Annotated in this window: 28 protein-coding genes; 17 read left to right on the forward strand and 11 right to left on the reverse strand. The window is 58.9% G+C overall.

The genetic code is table 11. The features are described from left to right. Nucleotides 1-3: 3 nt before the first annotated feature. On the reverse strand, nt 4-762 hold the full coding sequence (locus tag HCG46_RS10270) for an SOS response-associated peptidase (protein ID WP_168686100.1): 759 nt from the start codon (nt 760-762) through the stop codon (nt 4-6). 114 nt (nt 763-876) lie between these two features. On the opposite strand from HCG46_RS10270, the gene HCG46_RS10275 reads away from it, so the two are divergent. The 4 genes from HCG46_RS10275 (at nt 877) to HCG46_RS10290 (ending at nt 2,830) form a co-directional block, all read left to right on the forward strand. After that, nucleotides 877-1,389 carry a hypothetical protein gene (locus HCG46_RS10275; protein ID WP_031269690.1) on the forward strand — a complete coding sequence of 171 codons (513 nt, stop codon included), beginning with the start codon at nt 877-879 and terminating at the stop codon, nt 1,387-1,389. 59 nt (nt 1,390-1,448) lie between these two features. Then, on the forward strand, nt 1,449-1,895 hold the full coding sequence (locus HCG46_RS10280; protein ID WP_168686102.1) for an NUDIX hydrolase: 447 nt from the start codon (nt 1,449-1,451) through the stop codon (nt 1,893-1,895). A 60-nt stretch (nt 1,896-1,955) separates the two neighbouring features. Next, nucleotides 1,956-2,366, forward strand: coding sequence for a TIGR02301 family protein (locus HCG46_RS10285; protein ID WP_077290665.1), 411 nt, complete (start codon nt 1,956-1,958; stop codon nt 2,364-2,366). Between the two features lie 191 nt (nt 2,367-2,557). Continuing rightward, nucleotides 2,558-2,830 (forward strand): hypothetical protein, encoded by a 273-nt coding sequence (locus HCG46_RS10290; protein WP_006933467.1) that lies wholly within the window; start codon nt 2,558-2,560, stop codon nt 2,828-2,830. 80 nt (nt 2,831-2,910) lie between these two features. Here the strand turns inward: HCG46_RS10290 and HCG46_RS10295 are convergent, their stop codons facing one another. After that, nucleotides 2,911-3,564 (reverse strand): LysE family transporter, encoded by a 654-nt coding sequence (locus HCG46_RS10295; RefSeq protein WP_023001887.1) that lies wholly within the window; start codon nt 3,562-3,564, stop codon nt 2,911-2,913. Nucleotides 3,565-3,775: 211 nt separating this feature from the next. On the opposite strand from HCG46_RS10295, the gene HCG46_RS10300 reads away from it, so the two are divergent. Next, on the forward strand, nt 3,776-4,465 hold the full coding sequence (locus HCG46_RS10300; protein WP_168686104.1) for a hypothetical protein: 690 nt from the start codon (nt 3,776-3,778) through the stop codon (nt 4,463-4,465). Nucleotides 4,466-4,647: 182 nt separating this feature from the next. After that, the gene (locus tag HCG46_RS10305; RefSeq protein WP_077290667.1) at nt 4,648-4,860 is read left to right on the forward strand and encodes a hypothetical protein; all 213 of its coding nucleotides are present in this window, start codon (nt 4,648-4,650) and stop codon (nt 4,858-4,860) included. Between the two features lie 92 nt (nt 4,861-4,952). On the opposite strand, the gene HCG46_RS10310 is transcribed toward HCG46_RS10305, so the two are convergent. Then, complete coding sequence (locus HCG46_RS10310) at nt 4,953-6,758, reverse strand: tetratricopeptide repeat protein (protein WP_168686106.1); 1,806 nt, start codon at nt 6,756-6,758, stop codon at nt 4,953-4,955. Between the two features lie 185 nt (nt 6,759-6,943). Between HCG46_RS10310 and HCG46_RS10315 the strand changes: the two genes are divergently transcribed. From HCG46_RS10315 to HCG46_RS10350, 8 genes are all read left to right on the forward strand, one after another. Beyond that, a complete protein-coding gene (locus HCG46_RS10315; protein WP_152533462.1) occupies nt 6,944-7,252 on the forward strand; it encodes a hypothetical protein in 309 nt (102 codons plus the stop codon). 41 nt (nt 7,253-7,293) lie between these two features. Further along, on the forward strand, nt 7,294-8,901 hold the full coding sequence (locus HCG46_RS10320; protein ID WP_023001892.1) for an arylsulfatase: 1,608 nt from the start codon (nt 7,294-7,296) through the stop codon (nt 8,899-8,901). 110 nt (nt 8,902-9,011) lie between these two features. Next, nucleotides 9,012-9,980: an HAD family hydrolase gene (locus HCG46_RS10325; RefSeq protein WP_168686661.1), complete on the forward strand. Its 969-nt coding sequence runs from the start codon at nt 9,012-9,014 to the stop codon at nt 9,978-9,980. Between the two features lie 107 nt (nt 9,981-10,087). After that, a complete protein-coding gene (locus tag HCG46_RS10330) occupies nt 10,088-10,441 on the forward strand; it encodes a hypothetical protein (protein WP_168686108.1) in 354 nt (117 codons plus the stop codon). Further along, on the forward strand, nt 10,438-10,806 hold the full coding sequence (locus HCG46_RS10335; protein WP_152504526.1) for a hypothetical protein: 369 nt from the start codon (nt 10,438-10,440) through the stop codon (nt 10,804-10,806). Before HCG46_RS10330 ends, HCG46_RS10335 begins: the two co-directional genes overlap by 4 nt. 146 nt (nt 10,807-10,952) lie before the next feature. After that, nucleotides 10,953-12,908 carry a multiheme c-type cytochrome gene (locus HCG46_RS10340; RefSeq protein WP_168686110.1) on the forward strand — a complete coding sequence of 652 codons (1,956 nt, stop codon included), beginning with the start codon at nt 10,953-10,955 and terminating at the stop codon, nt 12,906-12,908. Between the two features lie 134 nt (nt 12,909-13,042). Next, nucleotides 13,043-13,834: a hypothetical protein gene (locus tag HCG46_RS10345; RefSeq protein ID WP_023001897.1), complete on the forward strand. Its 792-nt coding sequence runs from the start codon at nt 13,043-13,045 to the stop codon at nt 13,832-13,834. Nucleotides 13,835-13,857: 23 nt separating this feature from the next. Then, nucleotides 13,858-14,658 (forward strand): hypothetical protein, encoded by an 801-nt coding sequence (locus HCG46_RS10350; RefSeq protein ID WP_168686112.1) that lies wholly within the window; start codon nt 13,858-13,860, stop codon nt 14,656-14,658. An 84-nt stretch (nt 14,659-14,742) separates the two neighbouring features. On the opposite strand, the gene HCG46_RS10355 is transcribed toward HCG46_RS10350, so the two are convergent. After that, the gene (locus tag HCG46_RS10355; RefSeq protein WP_062490148.1) at nt 14,743-15,063 is read right to left on the reverse strand and encodes a DUF1330 domain-containing protein; all 321 of its coding nucleotides are present in this window, start codon (nt 15,061-15,063) and stop codon (nt 14,743-14,745) included. 12 nt (nt 15,064-15,075) lie between these two features. Further along, nucleotides 15,076-15,486 carry a hypothetical protein gene (locus HCG46_RS10360; RefSeq protein WP_209009436.1) on the reverse strand — a complete coding sequence of 137 codons (411 nt, stop codon included), beginning with the start codon at nt 15,484-15,486 and terminating at the stop codon, nt 15,076-15,078. 133 nt (nt 15,487-15,619) lie between these two features. On the opposite strand from HCG46_RS10360, the gene HCG46_RS10365 reads away from it, so the two are divergent. After that, nucleotides 15,620-16,438: a helix-turn-helix transcriptional regulator gene (locus tag HCG46_RS10365; RefSeq protein WP_031269694.1), complete on the forward strand. Its 819-nt coding sequence runs from the start codon at nt 15,620-15,622 to the stop codon at nt 16,436-16,438. 18 nt (nt 16,439-16,456) lie between these two features. Here the strand turns inward: HCG46_RS10365 and HCG46_RS10370 are convergent, their stop codons facing one another. Both HCG46_RS10370 and HCG46_RS10375 read right to left on the reverse strand, forming a co-directional pair. After that, nucleotides 16,457-17,182: a class I SAM-dependent methyltransferase gene (locus HCG46_RS10370; RefSeq protein WP_152504532.1), complete on the reverse strand. Its 726-nt coding sequence runs from the start codon at nt 17,180-17,182 to the stop codon at nt 16,457-16,459. A gap of 257 nt (nt 17,183-17,439) precedes the next feature. Continuing rightward, entirely contained in the window at nt 17,440-18,150 is a 711-nt protein-coding gene (locus tag HCG46_RS10375; RefSeq protein WP_023001903.1) for a helix-turn-helix transcriptional regulator, read from the reverse strand. Between the two features lie 91 nt (nt 18,151-18,241). Here HCG46_RS10375 and HCG46_RS10380 point away from each other — a divergent pair, with 91 nt between their 5' ends. Both HCG46_RS10380 and HCG46_RS10385 read left to right on the forward strand, forming a co-directional pair. Further along, on the forward strand, nt 18,242-19,849 hold the full coding sequence (locus tag HCG46_RS10380) for an FAD-dependent monooxygenase (RefSeq protein WP_168686116.1): 1,608 nt from the start codon (nt 18,242-18,244) through the stop codon (nt 19,847-19,849). After that, nucleotides 19,846-20,025 (forward strand): DUF2783 domain-containing protein, encoded by a 180-nt coding sequence (locus HCG46_RS10385; RefSeq protein WP_168686119.1) that lies wholly within the window; start codon nt 19,846-19,848, stop codon nt 20,023-20,025. Before HCG46_RS10380 ends, HCG46_RS10385 begins: the two co-directional genes overlap by 4 nt. 134 nt (nt 20,026-20,159) lie before the next feature. On the opposite strand, the gene HCG46_RS10390 is transcribed toward HCG46_RS10385, so the two are convergent. From HCG46_RS10390 to HCG46_RS10405, 4 genes are read right to left on the reverse strand one after another with little or no spacing between them, the layout of a single operon-like run. Further along, entirely contained in the window at nt 20,160-20,510 is a 351-nt protein-coding gene (locus tag HCG46_RS10390) for a RidA family protein (RefSeq protein WP_168686121.1), read from the reverse strand. A gap of 36 nt (nt 20,511-20,546) precedes the next feature. Next, complete coding sequence (locus HCG46_RS10395; RefSeq protein ID WP_168686123.1) at nt 20,547-21,647, reverse strand: FAD-binding oxidoreductase; 1,101 nt, start codon at nt 21,645-21,647, stop codon at nt 20,547-20,549. Next, nucleotides 21,644-22,666: a histone deacetylase family protein gene (locus tag HCG46_RS10400; protein ID WP_168686125.1), complete on the reverse strand. Its 1,023-nt coding sequence runs from the start codon at nt 22,664-22,666 to the stop codon at nt 21,644-21,646. The genes HCG46_RS10395 and HCG46_RS10400 overlap by 4 nt, the downstream gene beginning before the upstream one ends. Continuing rightward, the gene (locus tag HCG46_RS10405) at nt 22,663-23,151 is read right to left on the reverse strand and encodes an N-acetyltransferase (protein WP_023001909.1); all 489 of its coding nucleotides are present in this window, start codon (nt 23,149-23,151) and stop codon (nt 22,663-22,665) included. The genes HCG46_RS10400 and HCG46_RS10405 overlap by 4 nt, the downstream gene beginning before the upstream one ends. Between the last annotated feature and the right edge of the window lie 2 nt (nt 23,152-23,153).

Here is a 23,153-nt window from a genome sequence, read left to right on the forward strand (position 1 = left end):
GGTTCAGAACAGATCGAGCTGGTTCTTGTCCTCCTGCGATTTCTCCGCAGCTGACGGCTTGGCAACCTTTTTCAAGGGCACCGACATTTCTTCCGGGGAAATCTCGCGCTGGACATCAGCATCGTCATTGGCGACCTTGTTCACCCGGTTGGAAACCGGCGTCGCGACCAGAAAATCGTCTTCTACCGGCTGCAGCAGCTTTTCGGCTTCACGCCTGTCGACGTTGGCAACATCCAGCCACGTTCCGAAATCTTCCCGTTTCAGGATCACCGGCATTCGGTGATGGATCGCAGACATCATCCGGTTGGACTGGATCGTCAGGATTGCACCCGTGTCGATGTCACCGCCATCGGGATCCGACCAGGTTTCCCAAAGGCCGGCAAAGCCCATGACGTCGCCCTTCGCCGGACGGATCCAGAAAGGCTGCTTGCCTTCCGGCGTGCGACGCCACTCGTAAAAGCCGGACGCCGGCACGAGGCACCTGTGATGACGCATGGCATTGCGGAACGACGGTTTTTGCGACGCTGTTTCCGCCCGGGCATTGATCAGAAGTGTGAAGCTTGCCGGGTCCTTGACCCAGGGCGGCATCAAGCCCCAACGCACAAGATGAAAGCGGCGTGTGCCGTCGAGCGTCTGCCGCACAATGGCCAGCGGCTGGGTTGGCGCAATGTTGTATCGCGGCGGAAAATTGGGCTGATCGACGTAGTCGAAGAAGCTGCGCACAGCGTCCGGTGGTGTCGTCAGAGCCAGGCGGCCGCACATCGTTTTTCTCCGGTTGGGGCCCCTGAAGCGGGGCAAACAGGGTTCCGCCAAGTTAGGCAATTGGAAATAAAAAAGAAGTACCGTAGGCCCCAAGTCAATAACAGGGGGACCGGTATGGAATGTTTGCATCCAGTTTTGGGCGCCGGGGAGCTGGCAGCCGAAAGGCTGGAACAGGCAAACATTAATCCCCAAACCGGTTTGGCGACCGATTATCTCAATCATTTCAATGAAGTCATGATGCTTCTGGAAATGCTGCCGGATATGCCGGATTGCGCCGAAGATGTTCTGGAGTGGGAGCCGCTCGACTATGAGGGCCACTTCGAGAACTCGAGTTTCAAGGACAAGAACCTGGCCATCATGGCCTATCATGCCGCCCCTAACTTCTTGCGCGAACACCTGGAAAAACAGGTTGCCGGCATAAACAGGCTCGTGGGCAAGATTCAGGACCAGCTGCGCGAGACACCGGATCCCGCGATGATTGCGACTGACATTGCCGACCGGGCCACGAACGAAATCAAACCGCTGATAGCCGTTGCCGGTGCCGTCATCCACGGCCATGTGGAACCCGAAGCGACTCAGCACGAAGGCGAAGGCGCACAGGCGGAAATCGACGCTCTGTTCGCATAACGCCTTGGGGCTTATTGTGCCCGGACAGAATCAGCCGTCTTTCCGTCCGCCGAGGTTCCATGTCCAGGTTTTATCCGGAAGCGCCACGCGCCAGTGTCAGTGTCCTGTGCCATCGTGATGGCCGTGCGCTGCTGGTGAAGCGCGGCAGGCCTCCTTTCAAGGATCACTGGAGTTTGCCTGGTGGAGTGATCGAGCTTGGGGAGACCCTTCAGGAAGCGGCCGCGCGTGAACTGCTGGAGGAAACCGGTGTCACTGCCGCGATCAGCGAGCCTGTCGAGACCTTCGATTCCATCCAGAGAGATGATGACGGCCGTGTCGTCACTCACTTCATCCTGACTGTCTTTTGTGGGCCTTATCTATCGGGAACTGCAGTTGCCGCCGATGATGCCGCTGCGCTCGACTGGGTCGGCCTGGAAGATCTCGACGGGCTGTTGACCACACCCGGTACGCCGGACCGCATTCGGCGGCACCTGCCTATCCCTTCAACCAAGCAACCAGACCTCTAATCTTTGGATCAACTTGCCATAGTGCTTGCGGTGCGGCGCCGGGTTCAGCATGATCCGCCCATGATCAAACGCCGAATGCACGTTTTCCTGTCCCGGACTGCTGTTGTTCTGGCCCTTGCGGCCATGTGCCCGGTGCAGGTTGTATCGGCGCAGGAAACCGCGATCGACGCGCCCCCTTACGAACAGCAACTCATGCGTCTGTCGGAGATATTCGGAGCTCTGCATTTCCTGCGACCGCTGTGCAAGGAAAGCGATAACCCGAGCTGGCGTGACCGTATGGAAGATTTCCTGGACGCTGAAACGCTGGACGAGAATCGCCGCCGAAGGTTCATTGAGCGATTTAACCAGGGTTATCGTGGTTTCTCAGTTGCTTACCGAGAGTGCACAGAGGCTGCCCGTCTCGCAATGGGACAGTACTTGAGCGAAGGCGAGGTCATCATCAGCGACGTCACCAGTCGCTATGGTCGGTAATTTTCGCAGAAATCTTCAAATCGTTACGAGTTGGTTAACCTTTTGAATCAAATTTGTGGGTGGCCGTTAAGTTTGCGTTCACGGTTACTTATCAGCGCGGTTCGCCGTGCTAGGATCATTACTCAAGATTCGGGGCAGGAACACGCGGGAGTTGTCCCTCTTGCGTTCGGGAAGGACCGGTAAGGAAGCGAATGATAAACGACGATTACGCCGACGCGGCAATGGAAGCCGAATTTGCTGAAGACGAAGACATCAGACGTGCTGCACTCGGCTTCATTTCCGACGCCTGGGCCGAAGCCATCGCCAATGGTGTAGATGCGGACGCCGTCGCTCACGCGGCGATGTTCACTGCACTTGCGGATCTGGTTGCTGCCTATGGTGAAGATGCCGTGGCCAAATTGGCTGAAGGCCTGCCGGACCGCATCCTGCAGGGCGACTACACCGTGAACCGCGTACTTCAGTAAAACGCACGCTCACGACACGCATTCTGAAGAGGCCGGTTGCCCGGCCTTTTTGATTCAGGTGTATTTACGCTTGGCCAGTGCTACGTGATCAGCCCAACGCCTGCCGCTTCGAGCGCCAGCTTGAGATAGATCAGCGCGCCGAACACGACCAGCAGAAATCCGGCAATATGGTTGGCACGATCCAGCCAGAGATCGTCGATACGCGACTTGAAGTGTGAAACAGATGCCGAGACCAGCACCCACCAGGTGGTCGCCCCTGCCGTGACACCGGCAACCATCACCAATGCGCCGAAATGATCCCCCGTCTGGGGGCGATAATCTCCGAGACCACCAAATATCGCCACGAAGGCAAGCACTGCACCCGGATTGGTGATCGCCATGAAAAAGGCTGCGGTGGCATCGGCCAAAAATCCATGTTCTCTCGGATTGCCGTTCCGGGTCAGATGCGGATGGGTGTTCCAGATCTTGATGCCGAAAATGATCAGCAGAGCTCCGCCGACGATCTCGATGAGGTCGAACTGGCCTTCGATGAAATTGGTGACAGCGGAGATGCCGAAAATCGCAGCAGCCGCAAAGATGGTGTCGGCAACGACAGCCCCCAGCCCCACGAAGACACCCTGTCGAAACCCGCCATGCACGGCGTGTTGAATGGCCATGATGTTTACAGGACCAACCGGGGCTGTTGTGATAATGCCAACAAAAAACCCGATCAGCGCATATTCGAAAAACGACACGGCCGGTCCTTTTCTAGACCCTTGATATTACTTTTAAAGCGAACGGACCTCTCGATAGCGGCCCCGCGGCGTCGTGACAAGACAAGAGGAAATCTCGGTCCCGATGTTTTCAGTCTCGCATGAATTGTTTAAGGAAAGGCGCGGGGCGATGCCTGCTTGTGCCAGTGTTATACGATGGGGACCGGCAGGTGCGGATAAACGAGGAACTTTCATGAGTCGGATTTATCAGGCTGCGGTTCTTGCCGCCGGTCTTCTGGCGGGCACAGCGCTCGCAGCCCCGGGTTTCGCCAAGACTGTCCAGGTGGAAACAATTCCGGTTGCGCCGTCCGAGCCTGAAAATGCACCCGCAATTCCGGCGGAAGACCTCGCAGCGCCCGAAGCTGGAGAGCCGGCAGCCGCAGAAGGTTCCAAAGCAACTTTGCCGGCCAGCGCCGAGTTGCCTCAGGTGCTCTACAGCACGTCCTATCTGCCAAAGCCTGTGCAGCGCATGCAAGCCCAGCTGAAGGAAGCAGCGCTTTCGGGCAACATGGAACGGCTGCGCATGGTGTTCGAGAGCAACGAACTGCCGCCTACGGTCTCATTCGGGCAAATCGACGACCCGATAGACTTTCTGAAGGAAATCTCCGGTGACGGCGAAGGCTTCGAGATCCTGGCCATTCTCGCCGACATCATGGATGCAGGGTTCTTGCATGTAGATGCAGGTACACCCCAGGAAATGTATCTCTGGCCGTATTTTGCCCGTTACCCGCTTCACGATCTGACACCCGATCAGAAAGTGGAGTTGTTCCGGATCGTTACCGCAGGCGACTTTGCTGAAATGCAGGATTTCGGTGCCTGGACGTTTTATCGCGTCGGCATCGGTCCTGACGGCACGCTTCATTACTTCGTGGCCGGTGACTGACAAAAGCCCCCCTCAGAACGCAAACCACCAGATAAATCGGGCGCCTGTACCGATGGGGCTATTGCAGCAAAACAAAAAATCGTGACAATCAATACGAGCGCAAGAAGTTCATTACGCGAAAAGCACGTACTTGCGCCCCGCCTTCCAACTCCCGCCATCTGCGGCGCATGCGAGTGACCAATATGATTGTAAGATTTTTCTCTGCTGCCTTTCTGATTTCGCTTCTGGCCCTGGGCGGCTGCCAATCCAGCAACCAGTCCGGCGACGGCCTGGAGAACGGTAGCGCGGCGCCTCCGATCGGCGGCCTGAGTTCAGTAGACCAGGGCCCGGATGGCGACCCGGACGCTTGCGCAGGCGAAATGTCCGAAGGCACTTCGATGACACCGGGCTGCTAACCGCCCACAACTCGTTCAGAACACGCTTTCCGGAACGGCTGCCGCAAATAGCACAACCGTCCCGGAAAGCTTCCGGGCTGCTTCGCCGGACCTCACTGTCCGGCAGGGGCGGTCCATCCTGCTTCTCTCAGTCCTGCCATGAGGGAAGTAACAATCTGCTCGCTAGCCCGATGGGAGCGGAGGAAGGCACCTGGGTCACGGCTCAGGCCGGGAGAAACGTCGGCCATCTTTTCCAACGCAGCACGAGCCGCTTCCTTGTTGCCAAGTTTCGATTGGGCAACAGCGACAAGACACCAGCTCACTCCGGATCCGTCCAGAACGCCCTTCTTCGCCGCTGTCAGCATCTCGGCGTAGTGGCCGTTCAGCAGGTGGTTTATGGCAATCAGGTGGAAATACCAGCCGGGCGCGTTCCGCGTACGTTCGATCGCCTTTTCCAGATAGGGAATGCCTTCCTCGAACTTGCCCACAACGGACAGCCGCCAACCAAGTTGAGCCAGTGTGTCCGGATCGTTGGGATCTAGTTCGAGTGCTTTCTTGGCAAGCCTTTCCCCTTCCTCGATGTTTCCCATGTAGTGATTGATCGATGACAGCGCCTTGAGCGCCAGAATGTTGTTGCCATCAAGGCTCAGGGCATGTGACGCGGCGTCCAAGGCACGGTCGAAGGCAAGTTCCTTGTTTCCGTCTGCTGCCAGACCAAAGCGACCAGCATCCAGATAGATCCAACCGAGCATAGCCCAGGCTTCAACATAACCCGGGTCCCGTTTGACCGCACTATTCAGGCACGCCTCGACTGTTGCATGCAGTTGCCTTGAAAAGTTCCTCCGGTACACGTAGCCGCGCAGTACGCATTCGAAACTGTCGTTGCTCGGTTCACTTCCAACGGACAGGTTACCGGCGAGTTCCGACTTGATAACACCGTAGGGCTGACCAGCGACGGTAGCGATTTCCGAGGCGATGCTTTTTTCGATTTCCAGCAGAGTCGTCCGGCTGCGCATACGATCATAGCTGCCCGACCAGAGCACCCGCTTGCTGGGGCTGTGCACCAGCTTCGCACTGACACGGACAATCCCGTCTTCCGACCCGACAGATCCGGTAATCAGGAAAGAGACGTTTTCCTGCCGGCCGATTTCAACCGGATCAAAGGTTTCGGCTGTCTTGGTTCCGACGGGGGGCCAGAAAATACGGAAGTCCGGAAACCGGCTCAGGGCAGTCATGATCTGCTCGGCAATACCCGCCGCCAATATCTGTTGTTCCGGATTAGCCGAGGTAACGCTGAATGGAAGAACCATCACGGAAGGTTTCGAAGTCTCGAGACGCTCCTGCTGTGGGGGCACGAAGTACATCACGAAAGCGGCTCCGAGCACCAGGAGTGCGAACAGCACCGCGCCCAAAGCAACCAGCCATGGCAGCCTGGGTGAGGTTCGTGCAGGTCTTGGCGACGCATTGACCTCTTCCGGCACATGAGTATCTGCCGTCTCATCGTTGCCGGTGGTCGAGACGTCCCGTGCAGTCACACTGGCCAGATTGTCATGAAACTTCGGCGCATACTGGCCTTTGGGAATGGAAATGCGGATCGGATTCCGCGCGCCTTCGGCGATGTAGTAACTGTCCAGATCATGCCGCAGTCGGCGGGCCTCCAGACGAACGATCGGGTCTGATTGCGGGTCAAAGTTCTCGTCACGACAGAAGACGGCCAACCCGATAACGTAGCCCTTCAGCGTGTCCGCGCGCCCGGCCAACGCTTCCTCTATCAGGAATGTCAACATGGCGCGGCGCTTGGGCGTTGCGTGAAAATGATCGCTGTGCAGGACACGGGAAAGTTCTTCCCGAACTCGTTCCGGGCAATCGAACTCCTCGACATCACCCGACGCAACTATTTGTTGTCTGCCAGACCGCATAATTCCCCCTGAAAGGGCCGGACAATAAATTTAGTTGAACGATAGTCCATCGCCATAAGTTTTGTCATCCGTAAGAAGCACTATAGCCGACAATCTTGGTGAACACACCACCTCAGACTCCTGTTCGTACCTGTTCATACCTTGTAACGCCCCTGAGTCCCGTACGTAATCCTGTTGGAATTTCCGTGATTATTAGACAACGGGGCAGTGTCGTCATGCCGACAACAGCTCTCATCATGCGTCGTTTCAAAGTGGACGAACTTGCCCTTCGCCGCCTGTGCAACGCTCATCCTTCCTTCTTGTCACTTTGCGAGGACTACGCAACCGCATGTTGTGCCCTTGAACGCTGGCAGAACGATGAAGCAAAGGCTGCCGACTATCGCTCCGTGATTGAAGAACTTGAACGGGAAATTTCAAGCTTCCTGACAGGAGGCGCACCTATCGACGGGTCGTCATCGGCCTACTCCACGAATGGTCCAAAAAGGAGCCATTAGGTATGTTGACCAGAATAGTAACCGGACTGGCGGTCGCAGGCATGGCCTGCACAGCGCTGTCAGGTGTGGCCTTCGCGCAAGACGCGAAGAAACCCAACATCCTCTTCATTGTATCGGACGACACCGGCTACGGTGACACTGGCCCGTATCTGGGCGGTGAAGCCCGCGGCATGCCGACTCCGAACATCGACAAGCTGGCTGACGACGGCATGATGTTCACGCATTTCTACGCCCAGCCCAGCTGTACGCCGGGCCGCGCAGCCATGCAGACAGGCCGTATTCCCAACCGCTCCGGCATGACAACGGTGGCCTTCCAGGGCCAGGGTGGCGGCCTTCCCGCGGCCGAGTGGACATTGGCGTCGGTTCTTAAAACCGGTGGCTACGACACCTATTTCACCGGCAAATGGCACCTTGGTGAAGCGGACTACGCGCTGCCAAATGCCCAGGGCTATGACGTGATGAAATACGTCGGTCTTTACCATCTCAACGCCTACACCTATGCCGATCCGACCTGGTTCCCGGACATGCCGAAGGACCTGCGCGAGATGTTCGAGAAGGTTACAAAGGGGTCGCTGTCCGGCAAGGCCGGTGAAAAGCCGACAGAGGACTTCAAGATCAACGGCCAATACGTCGACACGCCGGACAAGGGCGTGGTTGGTATTCCCTATTTCGATGGCTACGTCGAAAAAGCGGGGCTCGAGTTCCTGGAAGAAGCTGCGAAGAAGCCGGACACGCCGTTCTTCATCAACGTCAACTTCATGAAGGTGCACCAGCCGAACATGCCGGCGCCGGAGTTCGAAGGAAAATCGATCTCCAAAACCAAATATGCAGACTCCGTCGTCGAACTGGACAGCCGCATCGGCAATCTGGTCAATAAACTCGATGAGCTCGGTCTGTCCGACAATACGATCGTCTTCTGGACCACGGACAACGGCGCCTGGCAGGACGTTTATCCGGACGCCGGTTACACGCCGTTCCGAGGCACCAAGGGCACCGTGCGTGAAGGCGGCAACCGCGTTCCGGCAATCGTCCGCTGGCCCGGGCACGTCAAACCGGACACGAAAAGTGCCGCAGTCGTCGGCGGTCTCGATTTGATGGCCACTTTCGCTTCTGCTGCCGGCATTACGCTGCCGACCGAAGACCGCGAAGGCCAGCCGATCATCTTCGACAGCTACGACATGACACCTGTGTGGGAAGGTTCCGGAGACTCCGGCCGAAAGGCCTGGTTCTATTTCACCGAGAACGAACTTTCTCCCGGTGCAGCGCGCGTCGGCAACTACAAGGCCGTTTTCAACCTGCGCGGTGACGATGGCGCAACCACCGGAGGCTTGGCAGTCGACAGCAACCTTGGCTGGAAGGGCCCCGACAGCTATGTTGCTACTGTTCCGCAAGTGTTCAACCTGCTGGACGATCCGCAGGAGCGCTACGACATGTTCATGAACAACTTCACTGAACGCACCTGGTATCTGCCGGTGATCAACAACGAGGTGACGGAACTCATGAAGTCCTACATCAAATATCCGCCGCGCAAGTTGCAGTCGGAAACCTATACCGGTCCGATCACGCTCAGCCAGTATCAGCGGTTCAAATATGTTCAGGAGGCTCTCGCCAAGGACGGCTTCTCGATCGGCCTGCCAACCGGCAACTGATCTACGAAGTAGCTGAGTGTCCGTCCCGGCGACGTCCGGGGCGGACATCGCCTTGAACAACACGAATTTGGAAGGTTGCAGCTATGAAGGTCAAATTCCTCTTCGGCGCAATGGTCTCCGGCCTGTTGGGAGCAAGCGTCTGGATATCGGGTGCCCTTGCACAAACCGACCCGCTGCCATCGTGGAACGATGGCGCGAACAAGCAGGCGATCGTCGAATTCGTCGAAGCAGTTACGAGCGAAGGTGGCGCGGATTTCGTGGCACCGGGAGAGCGGATCGCAACCTTCGACAATGATGGCACCTTGTGGGTCGAGCACCCCATGTACACCCAGCTTGCTTTCGCGCTCGACCGGGTGAAGGCAATGGCACCGGACCACCCGGAATGGAAGACGACCCAGCCTTTCCAGGCCGTTCTGGAAAACGACATGGAAGCCCTCGGCAAGGCCGGTGAAAAGGGATTGATGGAGATCGTCGCAGCGACTCATGCCGGGATGAGCACGGATGAGTTCGAAAAGACGGTCACCGACTGGATCGCAACTGCCAAGCACCCGAAATTCGACAAGCCCTATACCGAGCTTGTCTATCAGCCGATGCTGGAACTTCTCGCCTATCTGCGTGCCAACGACTTCAAGACCTTCATCATCTCCGGTGGCGGCATCGAATTCATGCGTCCTTGGACCGAAGAGATCTACGGCATACCGCCTGAGCAGGTGGTCGGCTCATCGATTGTCACTGAATACGAGGTCGTCGACGGCATTCCCACCTTGATGCGGACACCCAAGATTGCCTTTGTCGACGACAAGGCTGGCAAGCCCGTCGGCATCCTGACCCACATAGGCAAACGCCCGTTGGCCGCCTTCGGCAATTCCGACGGCGATTATCAGATGCTGCAATATACGACTGCCGGTTCCGGCAAGCGCCTCGGCATGTTTGTCCATCATGATGATGCAGATAGAGAATATGCTTATGATCGTGATACCCATTTCGGGTCGCTGAACAAGGGGCTGGACGACGCCCCGAAGGAAGGTTGGCATATCATCAGCATGAAAGACGATTGGAAGCAGATCTTTCCGGAATAGATTAACCGGAAAAGACACATGAATTGAACAGCAACTGGAGTGCACCGCGCCCGGCTCGGAGACCTGAAGGGACAGACCGAGGGCGATGCAAGCTGCAAGGATAGATCATGAAAAGAATTTTTTGCCTCACCCTCATGACAGGACTGGCATTTGCCGGCCCGGCGTTGGCGCACGATCCCCAAAAGATACAAAAACGCATGGAAGAGCGTATGCGGACACTCGGACTGGATGTCGGCAATGCCTACGCCTGCACGCCGGACGACCAGAAAAAGGCGTTCCGTGACCAGGCCCGCCACCTGTTTGTGCACGTCCTTTACGACCATGGTGAAGATGCCGCCTACGACTATGCGGCCTCCGTCGGTTTTGGCTCTGCTCGCGATCTAGAAAGCATCAACTGTGAAGAGCGGCTCGCCTATTGGGAAGACGTCAAGGAAACGCTGGAACTGGAGGAAAAGGAATGAGGCTTCGCACGATCAGACTTTTTGGTGTTGGCGCTGCCCTGCTCCTCGGCAGCAGCGGGATCGCAATGTCCCATGACGTTGTCCGCGGCGGATACCATGGCGGTTATCACGGTGGTTACCACGGGGGATATCACGGCGGGTATCATGGTGGCCACAACGTGGTCGTGGAAAACAACAGCAGCCATGGCTACTACGGCCGCCCCTATTATGGCCCGACTGGCGGCTACCTGGCCGGTGCGGCCGTTGGCGCAGCAACCGGTGCGCTGGTCGGATCTGCAATCGCAAGCTCGAACAGCGACAATGGTTGCCAGGTAACGGATGCTGCCGGCCAGAAACACGTCGTTCCCTGTTCAGACCTCGACTAGGCATCGGCGAGACGAAGCCGTGCGGAGAAGCAGCCGGTAGGCAGCAGCTTCTCCGCATGGAGCCTGCACAAGCACCAGGCAGTGCCGGCAGAAACAGACGTCTCGTTTTACCCAGCGGCTTTGACGGAGAGGTTTGAGCGCACAGAATGTTGTTCACCCGATTGCTCGTCGCGCTCCTTGCCGTGCTCTGGTTCCAGAGCGCCAATGCAGCCGAAAACCTTTCTGCCGCTGTTCCGGACTATGCCGGCACAGCAACATGTACCGGTTGCCACGAGGCGGAAGCCGGCGCCTGGCGCGCTTCACACCATTCCAAGGCATGGATGGAGCCCGGACCGGATACGGTCGATGCGGACTTCGACAATTCGCAGTTCACGCACAAGGGGCGCACCAGCCGCTTCTTCACACGCGACGGCGACTATTTCATCGAGACGAGCGACGTTCCGGGTAAGACGCAAACGTTCAAGGTGATCGGCGTCGACGGAATTGCTCCGCTGCAACAGTATCTTGTCGAAACGGAACCGGGACGGGTTCAGTCTTTCGACGTGGTCTGGGACCAGCAGAACAAGCGCTGGTACCACCTTTACGCAGACGATGCTCCGCCACCTGAAGACGGGCTGCACTGGACCGGACCTTACAAGAACTGGAACGCCCGCTGCGCCGAGTGCCACGCCACCGGCTTTGAAAAGAATTATGACCCCGCCACCAGGACCTACTCCAGCCGGCAGGCGGAAATCGGCGTCGGATGCGAAGCCTGCCACGGACCGGGGGCCGCCCATCTTGCCTGGGCGAAAGACCCGGAGACCTACGGCAAAAGCCCCTTCCCCGGAACCGGGCCGACCGGTCTTCTACCGGTGTTTGCAAAAGGCCAGCCGGAAGCGGAAATCCAGCAATGCGCAGGTTGTCATTCGCGCCGCGAAGCCTTTGAGGACGGCAATCCGGTGCCTGGTACACCGTTCCATGATGCGTACCGTTTATCGCCACTACGTGAAGGCCTTTATCACGCCGACGGGCAGATCCTTGACGAGGTCTATGTCTACGGCTCATTTCTGCAGTCAAAGATGTATGCCAAGGGCGTAAGCTGCAGCAATTGCCACGAGCCACACAGCGGAGAATTGCGCGCGGAAGGCAACGCCGTTTGCACACAATGCCACAGTTCCGCGGGCAACGAGGCGTTTCCGTCGCTGACGGGCAAGCTTTATGACGACCCTTCCCATCATTTCCATCAACCGGAGACGCCGGGCGCCGAGTGCAAATCCTGCCACATGATCGAGCGCGTCTATATGGGCATCGACGGGCGAAGAGATCATTCCTTCCGCGTTCCACGGCCGGATCTTTCTGAAAAGCTCGGCACGCCGAATGCCTGCAACGACTGCCACACCGACAAGTCTGCCGCCTGGGCGGCCGGAGAACTTGAAAAGCGGTTTCCGGACAGTCGTCACCGTGGGCCGCATTTTGCAGAGATCTTTTCGGCGGCACGGCAGAACCCGGGCGTGAACGCCACGGACCTTCTGGCAGTCGCCCATCAGGCAAGCTACCCGGGCATCGTTCGGGCGAGCGCGCTGGACCTGCTGCTGCCTGTTGCGACACCGGAGATTGCCGAGGCCGTCACCGACCTTTTGGCAGATCCGGAGCCAATCGTCCGCGCCGGAGTGCTGGCGTTACAGCAGCCGGTTCCGCCAACCCAGCGGCTTCCGCGGATCATTCCTGCCTTGAGTGATCCGGTCAAAGCCGTCCGGATTGCCGCGGCCCGTCTCATGATCGGCGCTCCCATTGCCCATATGCCGGACCAAATGGCCGAGGCTGCGTCCAGTGCCACAACCGAATGGCAGCAGTCACTCGCGAACAAGGCGGATTTTCCGGAGACCCAGCTCGTGCTTGGTGGAACTGCGCTCGTTCTTCGCAATATCCCGGCAGCCATAGCAGCCTTTGAGGAAGTCACGCTGCTGGATCCGCAAATGATCAATGCCTGGGTGATGCAGGTACGCATCAAGATGGCAGTCGGTGACATGGCGGGAGCGCAGCTCAGTCTGCAAAAGGCCCTGGTTGCCAATCCTTCGGACCCGACGTTGCAATCCTACAGGCAACAGCTTTCACAGCAATAAGACGAAAAGGCATGCTATACTCCTGATTGCCATTTCCAGAAGTACATCCACAAAACCCGGAAGGAGCTTCTGGGTCACATAGATGATCAACCCCCTGCAAGGGCAGTTCTCTTGAGCATGGAAGGCATGAGACCATGAAGCAATTGGTTACCTTGGGCGCTCTGGCGCTTTTCTTCCAGATGACACCGGCAGGTGCTCAGGATTCCGAACTTGCCAAGAAGCTCTCCAATCCCGTGGCGTCTCTCATCAGCGTTCCGTTTCAATGGAACTACGATCACGGATTTGGCCCTGCCGACGGCAACAAGGTCACGCTCAACATACAGCCCGTGGTGCCGTTCTCGCTCAACGAGGACTGGAACCTGATCTCTCGAACGATCCTGCCCGTTGTCTGGCAGGATGACATTGCCGGAAATTCAGGCACGCAGTTCGGTCTCAGCGACACGACGCAGAGCTTCTTCTTTTCGCCAAAGGAGCCAACGTCCGGCGGGATCATCTGGGGCCTTGGTCCGGTGTTGCTGCTGCCCACAGGTACCGACGACCTGTTGAGCACCCGCAAATGGGGCGCCGGTCCGACGGGCGTTGTGCTGCGTCAATCCGGCCCGTGGACCTATGGCGGGCTAGTCAACCACGTCTGGTCATACGCAGGTGACGATAATCGTAGCGACGTCAATTCGACCTTCCTGCAGCCGTTTCTGTCCTACACGACCGACGACGCCTGGACCTTCACGCTGAACTCGGAAAGCACCTATGACTGGACGTCGGACGAATGGTCCGTGCCGATCAACGCCATGGTTGCCAAACTTGTGACCATCGACAAGCAACCCATCAGCTTTCAGGCAGGTGTTCGGTATTATGCAGCAAGTTCCGACAACGGCCCGGAGGGCTTCGGCGCACGGGCTGCAGTGACCTTTCTTTTCCCGAAATAGGGACCCAACAGGGGCGGGGTAATATGAAAAGAGCTGCATTTCTTCTGATATTGGCCAGCCTGCTGACCGGGGGTGCTCAGGCTGCCGATCTGGCCCAAGCGCCTGCTCCGGTTGACACACCGGATGTGCGTGTCGACCGAGCGTGGAAATTCGTCGTCGCGCCTTACCTGCTTGCCCCGACCATTCAGGGAAACAGCCGTATCGGCCGCTTGCCCAACACGTCGCTCGACGTTTCCCCCGGAACCATTTTCGAGAACCTTCAATTCGGGGCGATGGGTCATTTCGAGGCGCTTTACGACAATCGCTTCGGCGCAACACTGGACGTGGCCTACATGGACCTTGGTAAGGGCCGGAGTTTCCCACGTGTCGGCGGCAGTATCGATGCTGGCGTCAAGCAATTGGTGACCGAAGCCTTCTTCGGCTACCGCTTCTGGCATCAGGACCGGAACTGGGCCGAAGCCTATGCCGGGGGGCGCTGGTGGTACAATCAGCTGAAGGTCAGTGCCAACACGCCGGCCAACACCTTTACCCGAACAATCACCGAACAATGGATCGATCCGGTGATCGGCGTTCGCGGTCAGGTTTTCGTGGCACCCAAATGGTCGCTGTTCGGCAGCGGTAACGTCGGCGGTTTTGGCCTGGTGTCGGACTTCACTTGGGGTCTGCAAGGCGGTGTCGGCTATCACTTCAACGATCGTGTCGCGCTGCATCTGCAATACAAGGCAACCGGCGTCGATTATGACAACGGCAAGTCCGGCCGATCCGCCTTCAGCTATGACACGGTCACACACGGCCCGTTGATGGGAGTTGCCATCAGCTTCTAGGACGCAGGCAAGGACAACAAGTCAAAAGGCCGGTTCCTCATCGGGACCGGCCTTTCCTTTTCGTGCTGCGACTTCGTCGGAAGATCACGAAAGTACATCCGTTGCCTTGTGATCCGCGTCGACACCTTCGATCAGGAACACCTCGCCCACCGCCTTGTTCAGGCGCAGTGGCAGGATCGTCCGGTAAGCCGGCGATGCATACCAGGCCTCGGCCCGTACCCGGTCAGGAAAGGCAATCACGATGAGGTCTCCCTGGAACGCGCCTTCCAGCTGATGTTTCTCGCCACCATGGATGATGAAGCGACCGTCAAAGGGTGCCAGCGTTGCGTCGATCCCTTCCAGATAGGCCACGATGTCGGGCCCCATTTCGATTTCGCGCAGATGGCCGATGGCGTAACAGGTCATGGTCCGGTCTCTTCAAGCTAGCGGTTGCGCAATGACGGGCTGCGGCCTTGCGGCTTTCCACTCCAGCCAGGTGAAGCAGAGCACGACGACAGCCTGCGCCAAGAGAAACGCCCAGCCCAGCACGTTGGGCGCAATCAGGCCCGTCAACGGCAGCAGCAAACTGGCCAGCACCCAAAGAAGATTGCCGGTAACTACCAGGCTTGACGCCCAGACAGGCACCTGACCGGCAAACGCGAATACTCCCATGAAAACCGCTACCGGAAACAAGGCCAGACCTGCCCAGAAAAGAAGCTCGCTCGGAAGTGCCGTCAATCCGGCAATCCATCCGGATGCGCCGACCAGCAGGACACCCATCACCGCACAGGTCAGCGCGTCAAACCGTAGAACCACCTGTAACGAAACACCTGAATTCGATTTGGTCATCATCTGTCTCCACTCGTGAAATCCACCCGCACACTGCGAGTGGCGATGACAAGAGGATTGCCAATCGATGTTCTGAAGTCGATTACTTCGCAGGTAATTGAATCTTCGAAACTGCACCAGCAGGGTAATGCTCATGAAACGAACAGCGGAAACGGCGGGTGACCTGCTGCGCCAGTGGCGACAACACCGGCGAATGAGCCAGCTTGCACTGGCCAGTGAAGCGGATATCTCTCAGCGCCACCTGAGTTTTCTGGAATCAGGACGGTCTCGTCCAAGCCGGGACATGGTGATGCATCTTGCCGAACAGCTGGATGTCCCCTTGCGTGAACGCAATGCCATTCTTGTTGCGGCAGGCCATGCCCCGCAATATCCGCAGCACGGGCTGGATGAGCCTGAACTTGCCGCGGCAACCGCTGTTGTCCGGCAGATCCTCGACGGACATCTGCCCCACCCTGCCCTTGCCGTGAACCGGCATTGGGAGCTGCAGGCCGCCAATCAGGCGATCTTTGCCCTGCTGGACGGCGTCGCGCCACATCTGCTGGAAGCACCGGTAAATGTGCTTCGTCTCAGCCTGCACCCAGAAGGCCTGGCACCACGCATCCTCAACCTCGGTGAATGGCACGCCCATATTCTTGCACGCCTCGCACATGAGGTAGATCAGTCCGCCGACCCGAAGCTTGCCGCGCTCAGGGAGGAACTCGCCGAAATGGCTCCGGAGCGGTCGCGCAAATCACGGACCGAGGTACCGTCACAGAAGGGACGCATCGCCGTTCCGCTTTATCTGCAAGGCCCCAACGGAACCTTGAGCTTCCTGAGCACCACAACGGTGTTCGGCACGGCCGTGGATGTCACCTTGTCCGAAATCGCCATCGAGGCCTTCTTTCCCGCAGACGAGGAAACGGCAAGGCAGATGAGCGCCTTGAGCGCTGGAAGCGCGGGCGGTCGTTCCTGAACCGCCCGCGCTCCGGACTCAAACGCGTGCCTTGACGATCAGGATCATCGGGCGCTCCATCTCTTCCGCCAACGATGGCATGGCTTCGATTTGCTCTTCGCCGGGGAACCATTCCAGCACATGATCAACCGTGAAACCTGCCGCGATCAGCGTGTTGAGCGTGGTGCCGATGGTACGGTGGTATTTGACGACGCCATCGGCCAGCCAACTGGTTTCCCGTGCTCCTTCGCGAAGATACTGGTTGACCGGCCAAGACTTCCGGCCGTTCAGTTCGATCCATCCAGGTTCTACTGGTGCCATGAAGATCGGGTGTTCGATGCTGAAGACGAAACTGCCTCCTACCTTGAGTGATCTGAAGATCTCTCCGGCCAGGCGGTTGAAGTCCTCTATATAGTGAAAGGCGAGCGAGCTGTAGACCAGGTCGAAGGCTGCCTGAGGCAGCTTCAGGGTTTCCAGGTCAGCAGTCCGGTAAACGATCGCATCGTCTTCGGTTTCGTCCCGCGCACGGGCAAGCATTTTTTCAGACAGGTCGAAACCAAGTACATGCGCAGCACCAGCGCTCCGGACCCAGCGGGCAAACCAGCCGAACCCGCAGCCGAGATCGGCAACGTGCAGCCCATTTGCTTCCGGCAACAGTGCCCGGATAGCAGGCCATTCGGGAGCCCCGTCAAGGCCGAACTGCGACCTGGGCAGCTGGCTGTAGCCTTCAAAAAAGGCCGGTTCGTCATAGATGTTTTGTGCCATTTATTTCTCCATCAGAGTGCCGATGGACGGCGCGCACCGCAACAGGTAAAGCCCCGCCCGATCCGGCGGGGGTGCAGGTGCGCGAAACGCTTGAAACTCAGCGTACACAATCAGCCTGCATCCCGCCTATTGGGATGCAAGCGAACCGGGAAACGATTTGAGTATCTTCTTCGCACATGAGAGCATCATTAGGAGCGCCCTTGGTGCCTGTCAACGAGTTGCAGGTCTCTGACACGGCTCGCCATGGCGAGATGGAGCTACTTCCCGCAGATTGCGAAGAGGCCGGCTCTGGAGGCAATGCCAAGCTTTGCGTAGGCGCGTTTGCGGTATGTGATGACTGTCGAGGGAGCGACGTCGAGATCTGCTGCAATCGCCTCCGCCTTGCGACCTGACAGGATGCCCAGACACACCGAACGCTCCCGCTCGCTGAGCGCCGCCAAAGGCGGTGGCAGATCCGTGTCCGATGCCTTTTCGAAATGGAGCAGAGCCAGACGGCCTGCAAGGCGTGCAAGATCCGGATCACACAGGGGAGCGGCAGGATCGCTTTGATAGAGGCTGACGAAAAGGCGCAGTTTTTCTCCGACCGCAAGCAATGTCGTCTTTGCCAGCATGCCGGGATTTTCGAAAAAGAGCTTCCGGTAGTCTGCGCTCATCCGGCCCTCGATCTCGGCGAGCCGGCTCAAGGTCACCGACTGAGGCGGTGACGCCACCAGATCGGGCAATAGAGGGTCCTTGAGAAACCAGCCGTCGAGATAGGTCTCGGCAAGTTTTCCGGCCATGACGGAGCGGCTGAAGTGCCACGACAGCAGGCACCGAGCCTGCGTGTTCTCGATTGCAAAAACCATGATCTGGTCGACACCGAGCGTTTCGACAAACGAGACAAAGGTCTGGGCAAACCGATCCGTGCCCAGATCCGCGAGGCAGGCTTCAATGTGACAGGCAGTGGTGTGTCCGTCCGGAGTGCTCATGAAATGCTGATAGCATGTCCTCCCCGAAAGGGGACAGACGCGCGACGGCAAGGCTCCTAATCTTCTGCCAACAATCAGGGAGGATCCTCAAATGAGGCCAGCCGGACGTGCCGAAACGGACTCGCTCTATTTCACCTATCCGCATTTCGAAGCGCCGACGGACCGTGCGCATCTGACCCGGCCTGCACGTGTTACCATTGCCGGAGCGGGGCCGGTCGGAATGACCGCAGCGCTGGCACTTGCCCGCGAAGGAATTGCTTGCGTCCTGTTGGATGCGAAGTCCACCTTCAACGACGGCAGCCGCGCGATTTGTATCGCCCGGCAGAGCTACCACATTCTCGACCGGGTTGGCGCAGTCGAGCCCTTTCTGGAAAAATCACTCGGCTGGACCACAGGCCGCAGCTTCTATCGCGGCAGGCAGATCCTCGAATTTGAAATGCCGGACAGTCCCCGCGAGAAATACCGGCCGATGTACAACCTCGAACAGCAATATATCGAGCAGTACCTGTGGGATGCGATCCAGCGGGAGCCGCTGATCGAAACGAGATGGCAAAGCCGTGTCTGCGGTCTGGACGATCTTGAGCAGGGTGTGCGACTGACAATCGAGGATCCGCTTGGCACCTACCAGATGACCTGTGACTGGTTGCTGGCGGCGGATGGTGCTCGCAGCACCGTCCGGAGCTTGCGCGGTCTGCGGCTCAAGGGCGAGAATTTTGAAGGCCGCTACGTGATTGCCGACGTCCAGATGGAGCATGATTACCCGACGATCCGGCGCGCCCTGTTCGATCCGGATTGTCGCCGGGGCGGAACGATCCTTGTTCACAAGCAGCCCGACAACATCTGGCGCATCGACTATCAGCTTCGCGATGGCGAGGACGAAGCCGAAGCCATCCGCGAGGACACCGTGCGTGCCTCAGTGGCCGCCGTTCTGACGGAAATCGGTTATGACGGGAACTGGGACCTGGAATGGTGGAGCATCTATTCGGCCAACACCCTGGCGCTGGATGACTACCGCGACGGCAGGGTGTTTTTCATCGGCGACAGCGCGCACATCGTGCCGATCTTTGGCGTACGTGGCCTCAACAACGGTCTCGCCGACGCCCACAACATTGCCTGGAAACTCGCCTGGGTGCTGAACGGCAAGGCCGGCGCGGATCTCCTCGACAGCTACACGCCCGAGCGGCGTGGGGCGACGCTGGATGTGTTTCGGAACGCCTCCAAGTCCGCCCGTTTCATGACCCCTCCGACGGCAGGCTGGCAATTGATGCGCGACGCAGCTCTCAATCTTTCGCTCAGCCACTCCTTTGCGGGAGAGCTCGCCAACCCGCGCCAGATGACACCCTATACTTATGCCGACAGTCCGGTTGTTACCCCGGACGACGAAAACTTCGATGGTGGGCCAAAACCCGGCGCTGTCTTTCCGAACGCGCGCGTTGGTGACGGGTTCCTGTCCGACTTGCTCGGTGACGGGTTCTCGCTGATCGCCTTCAGTAAAGAGGTGGCGGATCGTCTCGCCGACCTGGATTTTACCCGGGTCGTGCTGCAGCCGGGCTCGGAAGCATCTGAAGTGCTCGCGGCTTCCGCCGGCAGTGCCTATCTTGTCCGGCCCGACATGCACATTGCAGCGCGCTGGCAAACCGCTTCACCAGAGGCAATCCGCCAAGCTCTCGAGCTTGCAGTAGCTGGAGGAAAAGCATGACGCCCGCCGATCTGGAAACCGTTTACGAGGCCTTGGCCGAACAGCTCGATGCCATCGGATCCGCTCAACGGGAGCTTTACCTCGCCAAGCTCGCCTTGCTGCTGGCGCATGAGATCGCCGACGCCGGTCGTGCGCGCTCGCTTGTTGCCGAAGCTGCCAGCAATCTCGAGATATAACGTCAGCGCAATTGAGCGGCGGATTCTTTTGAACGGAGCCCCTCGGCTCGTCATCCCGGCTCGCGCTGCGCTTGGCCGGGATGACGCCGGTGGGTGAAACCGGAGGCCCTGACTTCGAACCGGCCGACCTCGCTTTAAGCGAGTGCCGCGATGACGATGATCTCGACCTTGTATTCCGGGGCCGCCAGTTTGGCTTCGCCGGTAGCGCGTGCCGGCGGGTTTGCCGGATCGACCCAGGCGTCCCAGACCTTGTTCATCTCGGCAAAGTCCTTCATGTCGTCCATCCAGATAGTGGTCTGGAGAATGCGGCTCTTGTTGCTGCCAGCCTGCTCCAGAAGGGCATCGATGCGCTCCAGGATCGTCTGGGTCTGGTTGGAAACGGTGTCGCCCGGGTTGCCGACCTGGCCAGCAAGATAGACGAGACCGCCGTGGATAACAGCCTGGCTCATGCGCGGGCCAACTTCCAGCCGTTTGATGTCGGACATGATTGAATTCCTTCTTGTCTTGAAAGAGACGCCCGCTCAGAACAAGCGGGCGGGATCGAGAGCAGCCACTACCTTCTCGGGCAGTTCGCTCGGACGCTTGAGACAAAGATCCGCAACGAGCCGGGAGAGCGCTGGGGCCGTTTGTACGCCGTAGCCGCCCTGACCGGCAAGCCAGAAAAACCCTTCCGCATCCGGTGCAAATCCAACCACAGGCGTGCGGTCCGAAACGAAGCTGCGCAGGCCTGCCCAATTGCGCTCGACGCGCGTGACGGGCATGGTGACCGCCTGCTCGAACCGGTGCAGACCTTCAGCCAGAACCATGTCATCTGCCCAGGCATCGTGCGGCTCCACCGGGTCTTCATCGGCAGGTGAAACCATGAACTTGCCGGCATCCGGCTTGGCATACCATTGCTCCGACGCGCTGGCGACGAGCGGCCATTTCGTGACATCGATACCATCCGGCGGCGGCACGATGGCCGCCGAGCGGCGCATGGGCACCAGGCCGACCTTGCGAACGCCTGCGAGACCCGCAATCTGATCCGCCCAGGCCCCGGCTGCATTGATGAGGACCGGCGCTTCGAAGGCACCCTTGGGCGTCTCGACACGCCACTGCCCGCCGCTTCTGAGAATGCGCTGTGCGGGCGCTTCCGTGACGAACCGCGCCCCGGCCTTTCGTGCAAGCCGGGCAAAGCCCTGCAACAATCTGTCGACGTCGATATCTTGCGCGTCCCGCTCTATGGCAGCAGCGGCAATCGTTTCCTTGCGAAGCAGTGGAAACAGGGCGACAGCTTCTTCCGCCGTCAGGACTTCCATACCGTCGGCACCGTCCAGATAGGCCTTGAACGCGTCCAGTTCGTCCTCGGTCGCAATGAGCATTTCACCACGGGGCGACAGCAGGCTTTCCTCCGATATCCCTTCCGGGTTCTTCAGAACCGGTTCAGAAGCTGCATTCAAGGCCCGCAAGGTGGCATTGCCGTAGTTGCGGATGAAGATGGCGGCGGAGCGACCGGTCGCGTGTCGGCCAAGCGCATCTTCCATTTCCAGCACGGTGACCTTTGCGTCCGGCGCAAGCCGTGCCGCGGCCCCGGTGCCGGCAATGCCGCCGCCGATGATCAGAAAATCCGATGTCTCGATCATGCGTCCTGGAACCCTTTCAGGAAACTGGTGAGGTTCTGGCCGAGTTCTTCCGATAGGTAACCGCCTTCCTGCACGAACAGCACCGGCAGGCCGAGCTTCGCAATGGCGGCACCAATCCGTCCGAACCCGGGAGTGGTGATGGCGAGTCCCTTGAGAGGATCTTTTTCATAAGCGTCGAGCCCCAGGGCAACAACCAGAATATCGGTGCCGAAGGCCCGAATGTGGTCGAAGGCCGTTTCCAGGGTTTTCAGGTACTCGTCATCCCCGGTGCCGCGTGCCAGGGGCAGGTTGAGATTACAGCCCCGTCCCGCGCCCTCGCCGCGCTCATGGCCGTGGCCCCAGAAGAACGGATAGAACCGCACCGGATCGGCATGCAGCGAAACGGTGAGAACGTCACCGCGCTCATAGAAGATGCCTTGCGTGCCATTGCCGTGGTGGACGTCGATGTCGAGGATCGCCGGACGCTTGCCTGCCTTCAGAAGCCTTTCGGCCGCAATGCCGGAGTTGTTGAGAAAACAGAAGCCGCCCGCCAGATCCGCGAATGCATGGTGACCGGGAGGGCGCGACAGCACATAGGCGGCCTGTTCCCCGGCCGCCATCAAGTCCGCGCCGTGGACCGCACTTTGGGCAGACCAATAGGCCGCTTCCCAGGTACCGGCTGCGATGGGACAACTGGTATCGGCCTGGTGGAAACCGGCCTGACCGACTGCGGAGCGCGGATAACTTGCCGTGCGCCGATCCGGATGAATGTTCGGGATGACCTCGTCGGATGCGCCCTCGATCCGGCCCCAGCGTTCATGGATGGTCTGAAGAAAAACGAGGTATTCCGCAGAGTGGAGAGCCGCAATCGGGCCGAGTCCATGATCGTCCGGCACCTCGAAACGACAACCTGCCGCCTTGGCACCTTCGGTCAGGACCTCGATGCGCTTTGGCTGTTCCGGATTGGCCAGCCTGGTGCCGTTCGCCATGAAATGCTTGGGATCGTGCACCCATTGGCGGTCGTCAAAAATGGCTTTCATGAGCGGTCCCTCAATTTGTCGAGTGCCGGTGCGCGCAGATCGAAGACGGTTTCGCCTTCCCGAGGCGCAAAACCGAGCCGTTCATAGAAACGGCGTGCATCCGGATTGTCGTGATAAACGGCGAGCTTCAGAAAGATCGGCGTCCAGCTATCAGGCGCAAGATCCAGACTGGCGGCAAGCAGGCGCTGGCCCAGCCCTTCTCCGCGCGCTTCTCCATCGACCCAAAGATCGGAAACATAGAGACCGGTGCCGCCACGCGTCGTCGAAAAGACAGGCGAGGCCTGCAACACGCCGAGCGTTCGGTCGTCAGACGGCCGGATCGCTAGCAGCGCGAAGAAGGCGGGAGTTTCCGAGAAACCGTGGCGGATCACATCATCAAGACTGGCGACGTGAGTGTCACCCATATCGGCCGAAAGCTGGAGCAGCGCTGCGTGAAGCCTTTCGGCATCAGCTCGTTCAGCCCGCCTGATCGTTATGTTGCTCATGA

Origin of the sequence: Labrenzia sp. PO1 (genome assembly GCF_012273635.1) — a bacterium.
In the GTDB taxonomy this organism is placed as follows: domain Bacteria; phylum Pseudomonadota; class Alphaproteobacteria; order Rhizobiales; family Stappiaceae; genus Roseibium; species Roseibium algicola.

Coding starts and splice junctions, on each gene's coding strand:
- HCG46_RS10400 (WP_168686125.1), bottom strand. CDS start 22,666: ATGAAAGCCATTTTTGACGACCGCCAATGGGTGCACGATCCCAAGCAT.
- HCG46_RS10385 (WP_168686119.1), top strand. CDS start 19,846: ATGACGCCCGCCGATCTGGAAACCGTTTACGAGGCCTTGGCCGAACAG.
- HCG46_RS10335 (WP_152504526.1), top strand. CDS start 10,438: ATGAGGCTTCGCACGATCAGACTTTTTGGTGTTGGCGCTGCCCTGCTC.
- HCG46_RS10380 (WP_168686116.1), top strand. CDS start 18,242: ATGAGGCCAGCCGGACGTGCCGAAACGGACTCGCTCTATTTCACCTAT.
- HCG46_RS10375 (WP_023001903.1), bottom strand. CDS start 18,150: ATGAGCACTCCGGACGGACACACCACTGCCTGTCACATTGAAGCCTGC.
- HCG46_RS10365 (WP_031269694.1), top strand. CDS start 15,620: ATGAAACGAACAGCGGAAACGGCGGGTGACCTGCTGCGCCAGTGGCGA.
- HCG46_RS10355 (WP_062490148.1), bottom strand. CDS start 15,063: ATGACCTGTTACGCCATCGGCCATCTGCGCGAAATCGAAATGGGGCCC.
- HCG46_RS10350 (WP_168686112.1), top strand. CDS start 13,858: ATGAAAAGAGCTGCATTTCTTCTGATATTGGCCAGCCTGCTGACCGGG.
- HCG46_RS10290 (WP_006933467.1), top strand. CDS start 2,558: ATGATAAACGACGATTACGCCGACGCGGCAATGGAAGCCGAATTTGCT.
- HCG46_RS10280 (WP_168686102.1), top strand. CDS start 1,449: ATGTCCAGGTTTTATCCGGAAGCGCCACGCGCCAGTGTCAGTGTCCTG.
- HCG46_RS10370 (WP_152504532.1), bottom strand. CDS start 17,182: ATGGCACAAAACATCTATGACGAACCGGCCTTTTTTGAAGGCTACAGC.
- HCG46_RS10285 (WP_077290665.1), top strand. CDS start 1,956: ATGATCAAACGCCGAATGCACGTTTTCCTGTCCCGGACTGCTGTTGTT.
- HCG46_RS10405 (WP_023001909.1), bottom strand. CDS start 23,151: ATGAGCAACATAACGATCAGGCGGGCTGAACGAGCTGATGCCGAAAGG.
- HCG46_RS10325 (WP_168686661.1), top strand. CDS start 9,012: ATGGTCTCCGGCCTGTTGGGAGCAAGCGTCTGGATATCGGGTGCCCTT.
- HCG46_RS10270 (WP_168686100.1), bottom strand. CDS start 762: ATGTGCGGCCGCCTGGCTCTGACGACACCACCGGACGCTGTGCGCAGC.
- HCG46_RS10300 (WP_168686104.1), top strand. CDS start 3,776: ATGAGTCGGATTTATCAGGCTGCGGTTCTTGCCGCCGGTCTTCTGGCG.
- HCG46_RS10320 (WP_023001892.1), top strand. CDS start 7,294: ATGGCCTGCACAGCGCTGTCAGGTGTGGCCTTCGCGCAAGACGCGAAG.
- HCG46_RS10275 (WP_031269690.1), top strand. CDS start 877: ATGGAATGTTTGCATCCAGTTTTGGGCGCCGGGGAGCTGGCAGCCGAA.
- HCG46_RS10360 (WP_209009436.1), bottom strand. CDS start 15,486: ATGACCAAATCGAATTCAGGTGTTTCGTTACAGGTGGTTCTACGGTTT.
- HCG46_RS10390 (WP_168686121.1), bottom strand. CDS start 20,510: ATGTCCGACATCAAACGGCTGGAAGTTGGCCCGCGCATGAGCCAGGCT.
- HCG46_RS10340 (WP_168686110.1), top strand. CDS start 10,953: ATGTTGTTCACCCGATTGCTCGTCGCGCTCCTTGCCGTGCTCTGGTTC.
- HCG46_RS10305 (WP_077290667.1), top strand. CDS start 4,648: ATGATTGTAAGATTTTTCTCTGCTGCCTTTCTGATTTCGCTTCTGGCC.
- HCG46_RS10310 (WP_168686106.1), bottom strand. CDS start 6,758: ATGCGGTCTGGCAGACAACAAATAGTTGCGTCGGGTGATGTCGAGGAG.
- HCG46_RS10330 (WP_168686108.1), top strand. CDS start 10,088: ATGAAAAGAATTTTTTGCCTCACCCTCATGACAGGACTGGCATTTGCC.
- HCG46_RS10345 (WP_023001897.1), top strand. CDS start 13,043: ATGAAGCAATTGGTTACCTTGGGCGCTCTGGCGCTTTTCTTCCAGATG.
- HCG46_RS10395 (WP_168686123.1), bottom strand. CDS start 21,647: ATGATCGAGACATCGGATTTTCTGATCATCGGCGGCGGCATTGCCGGC.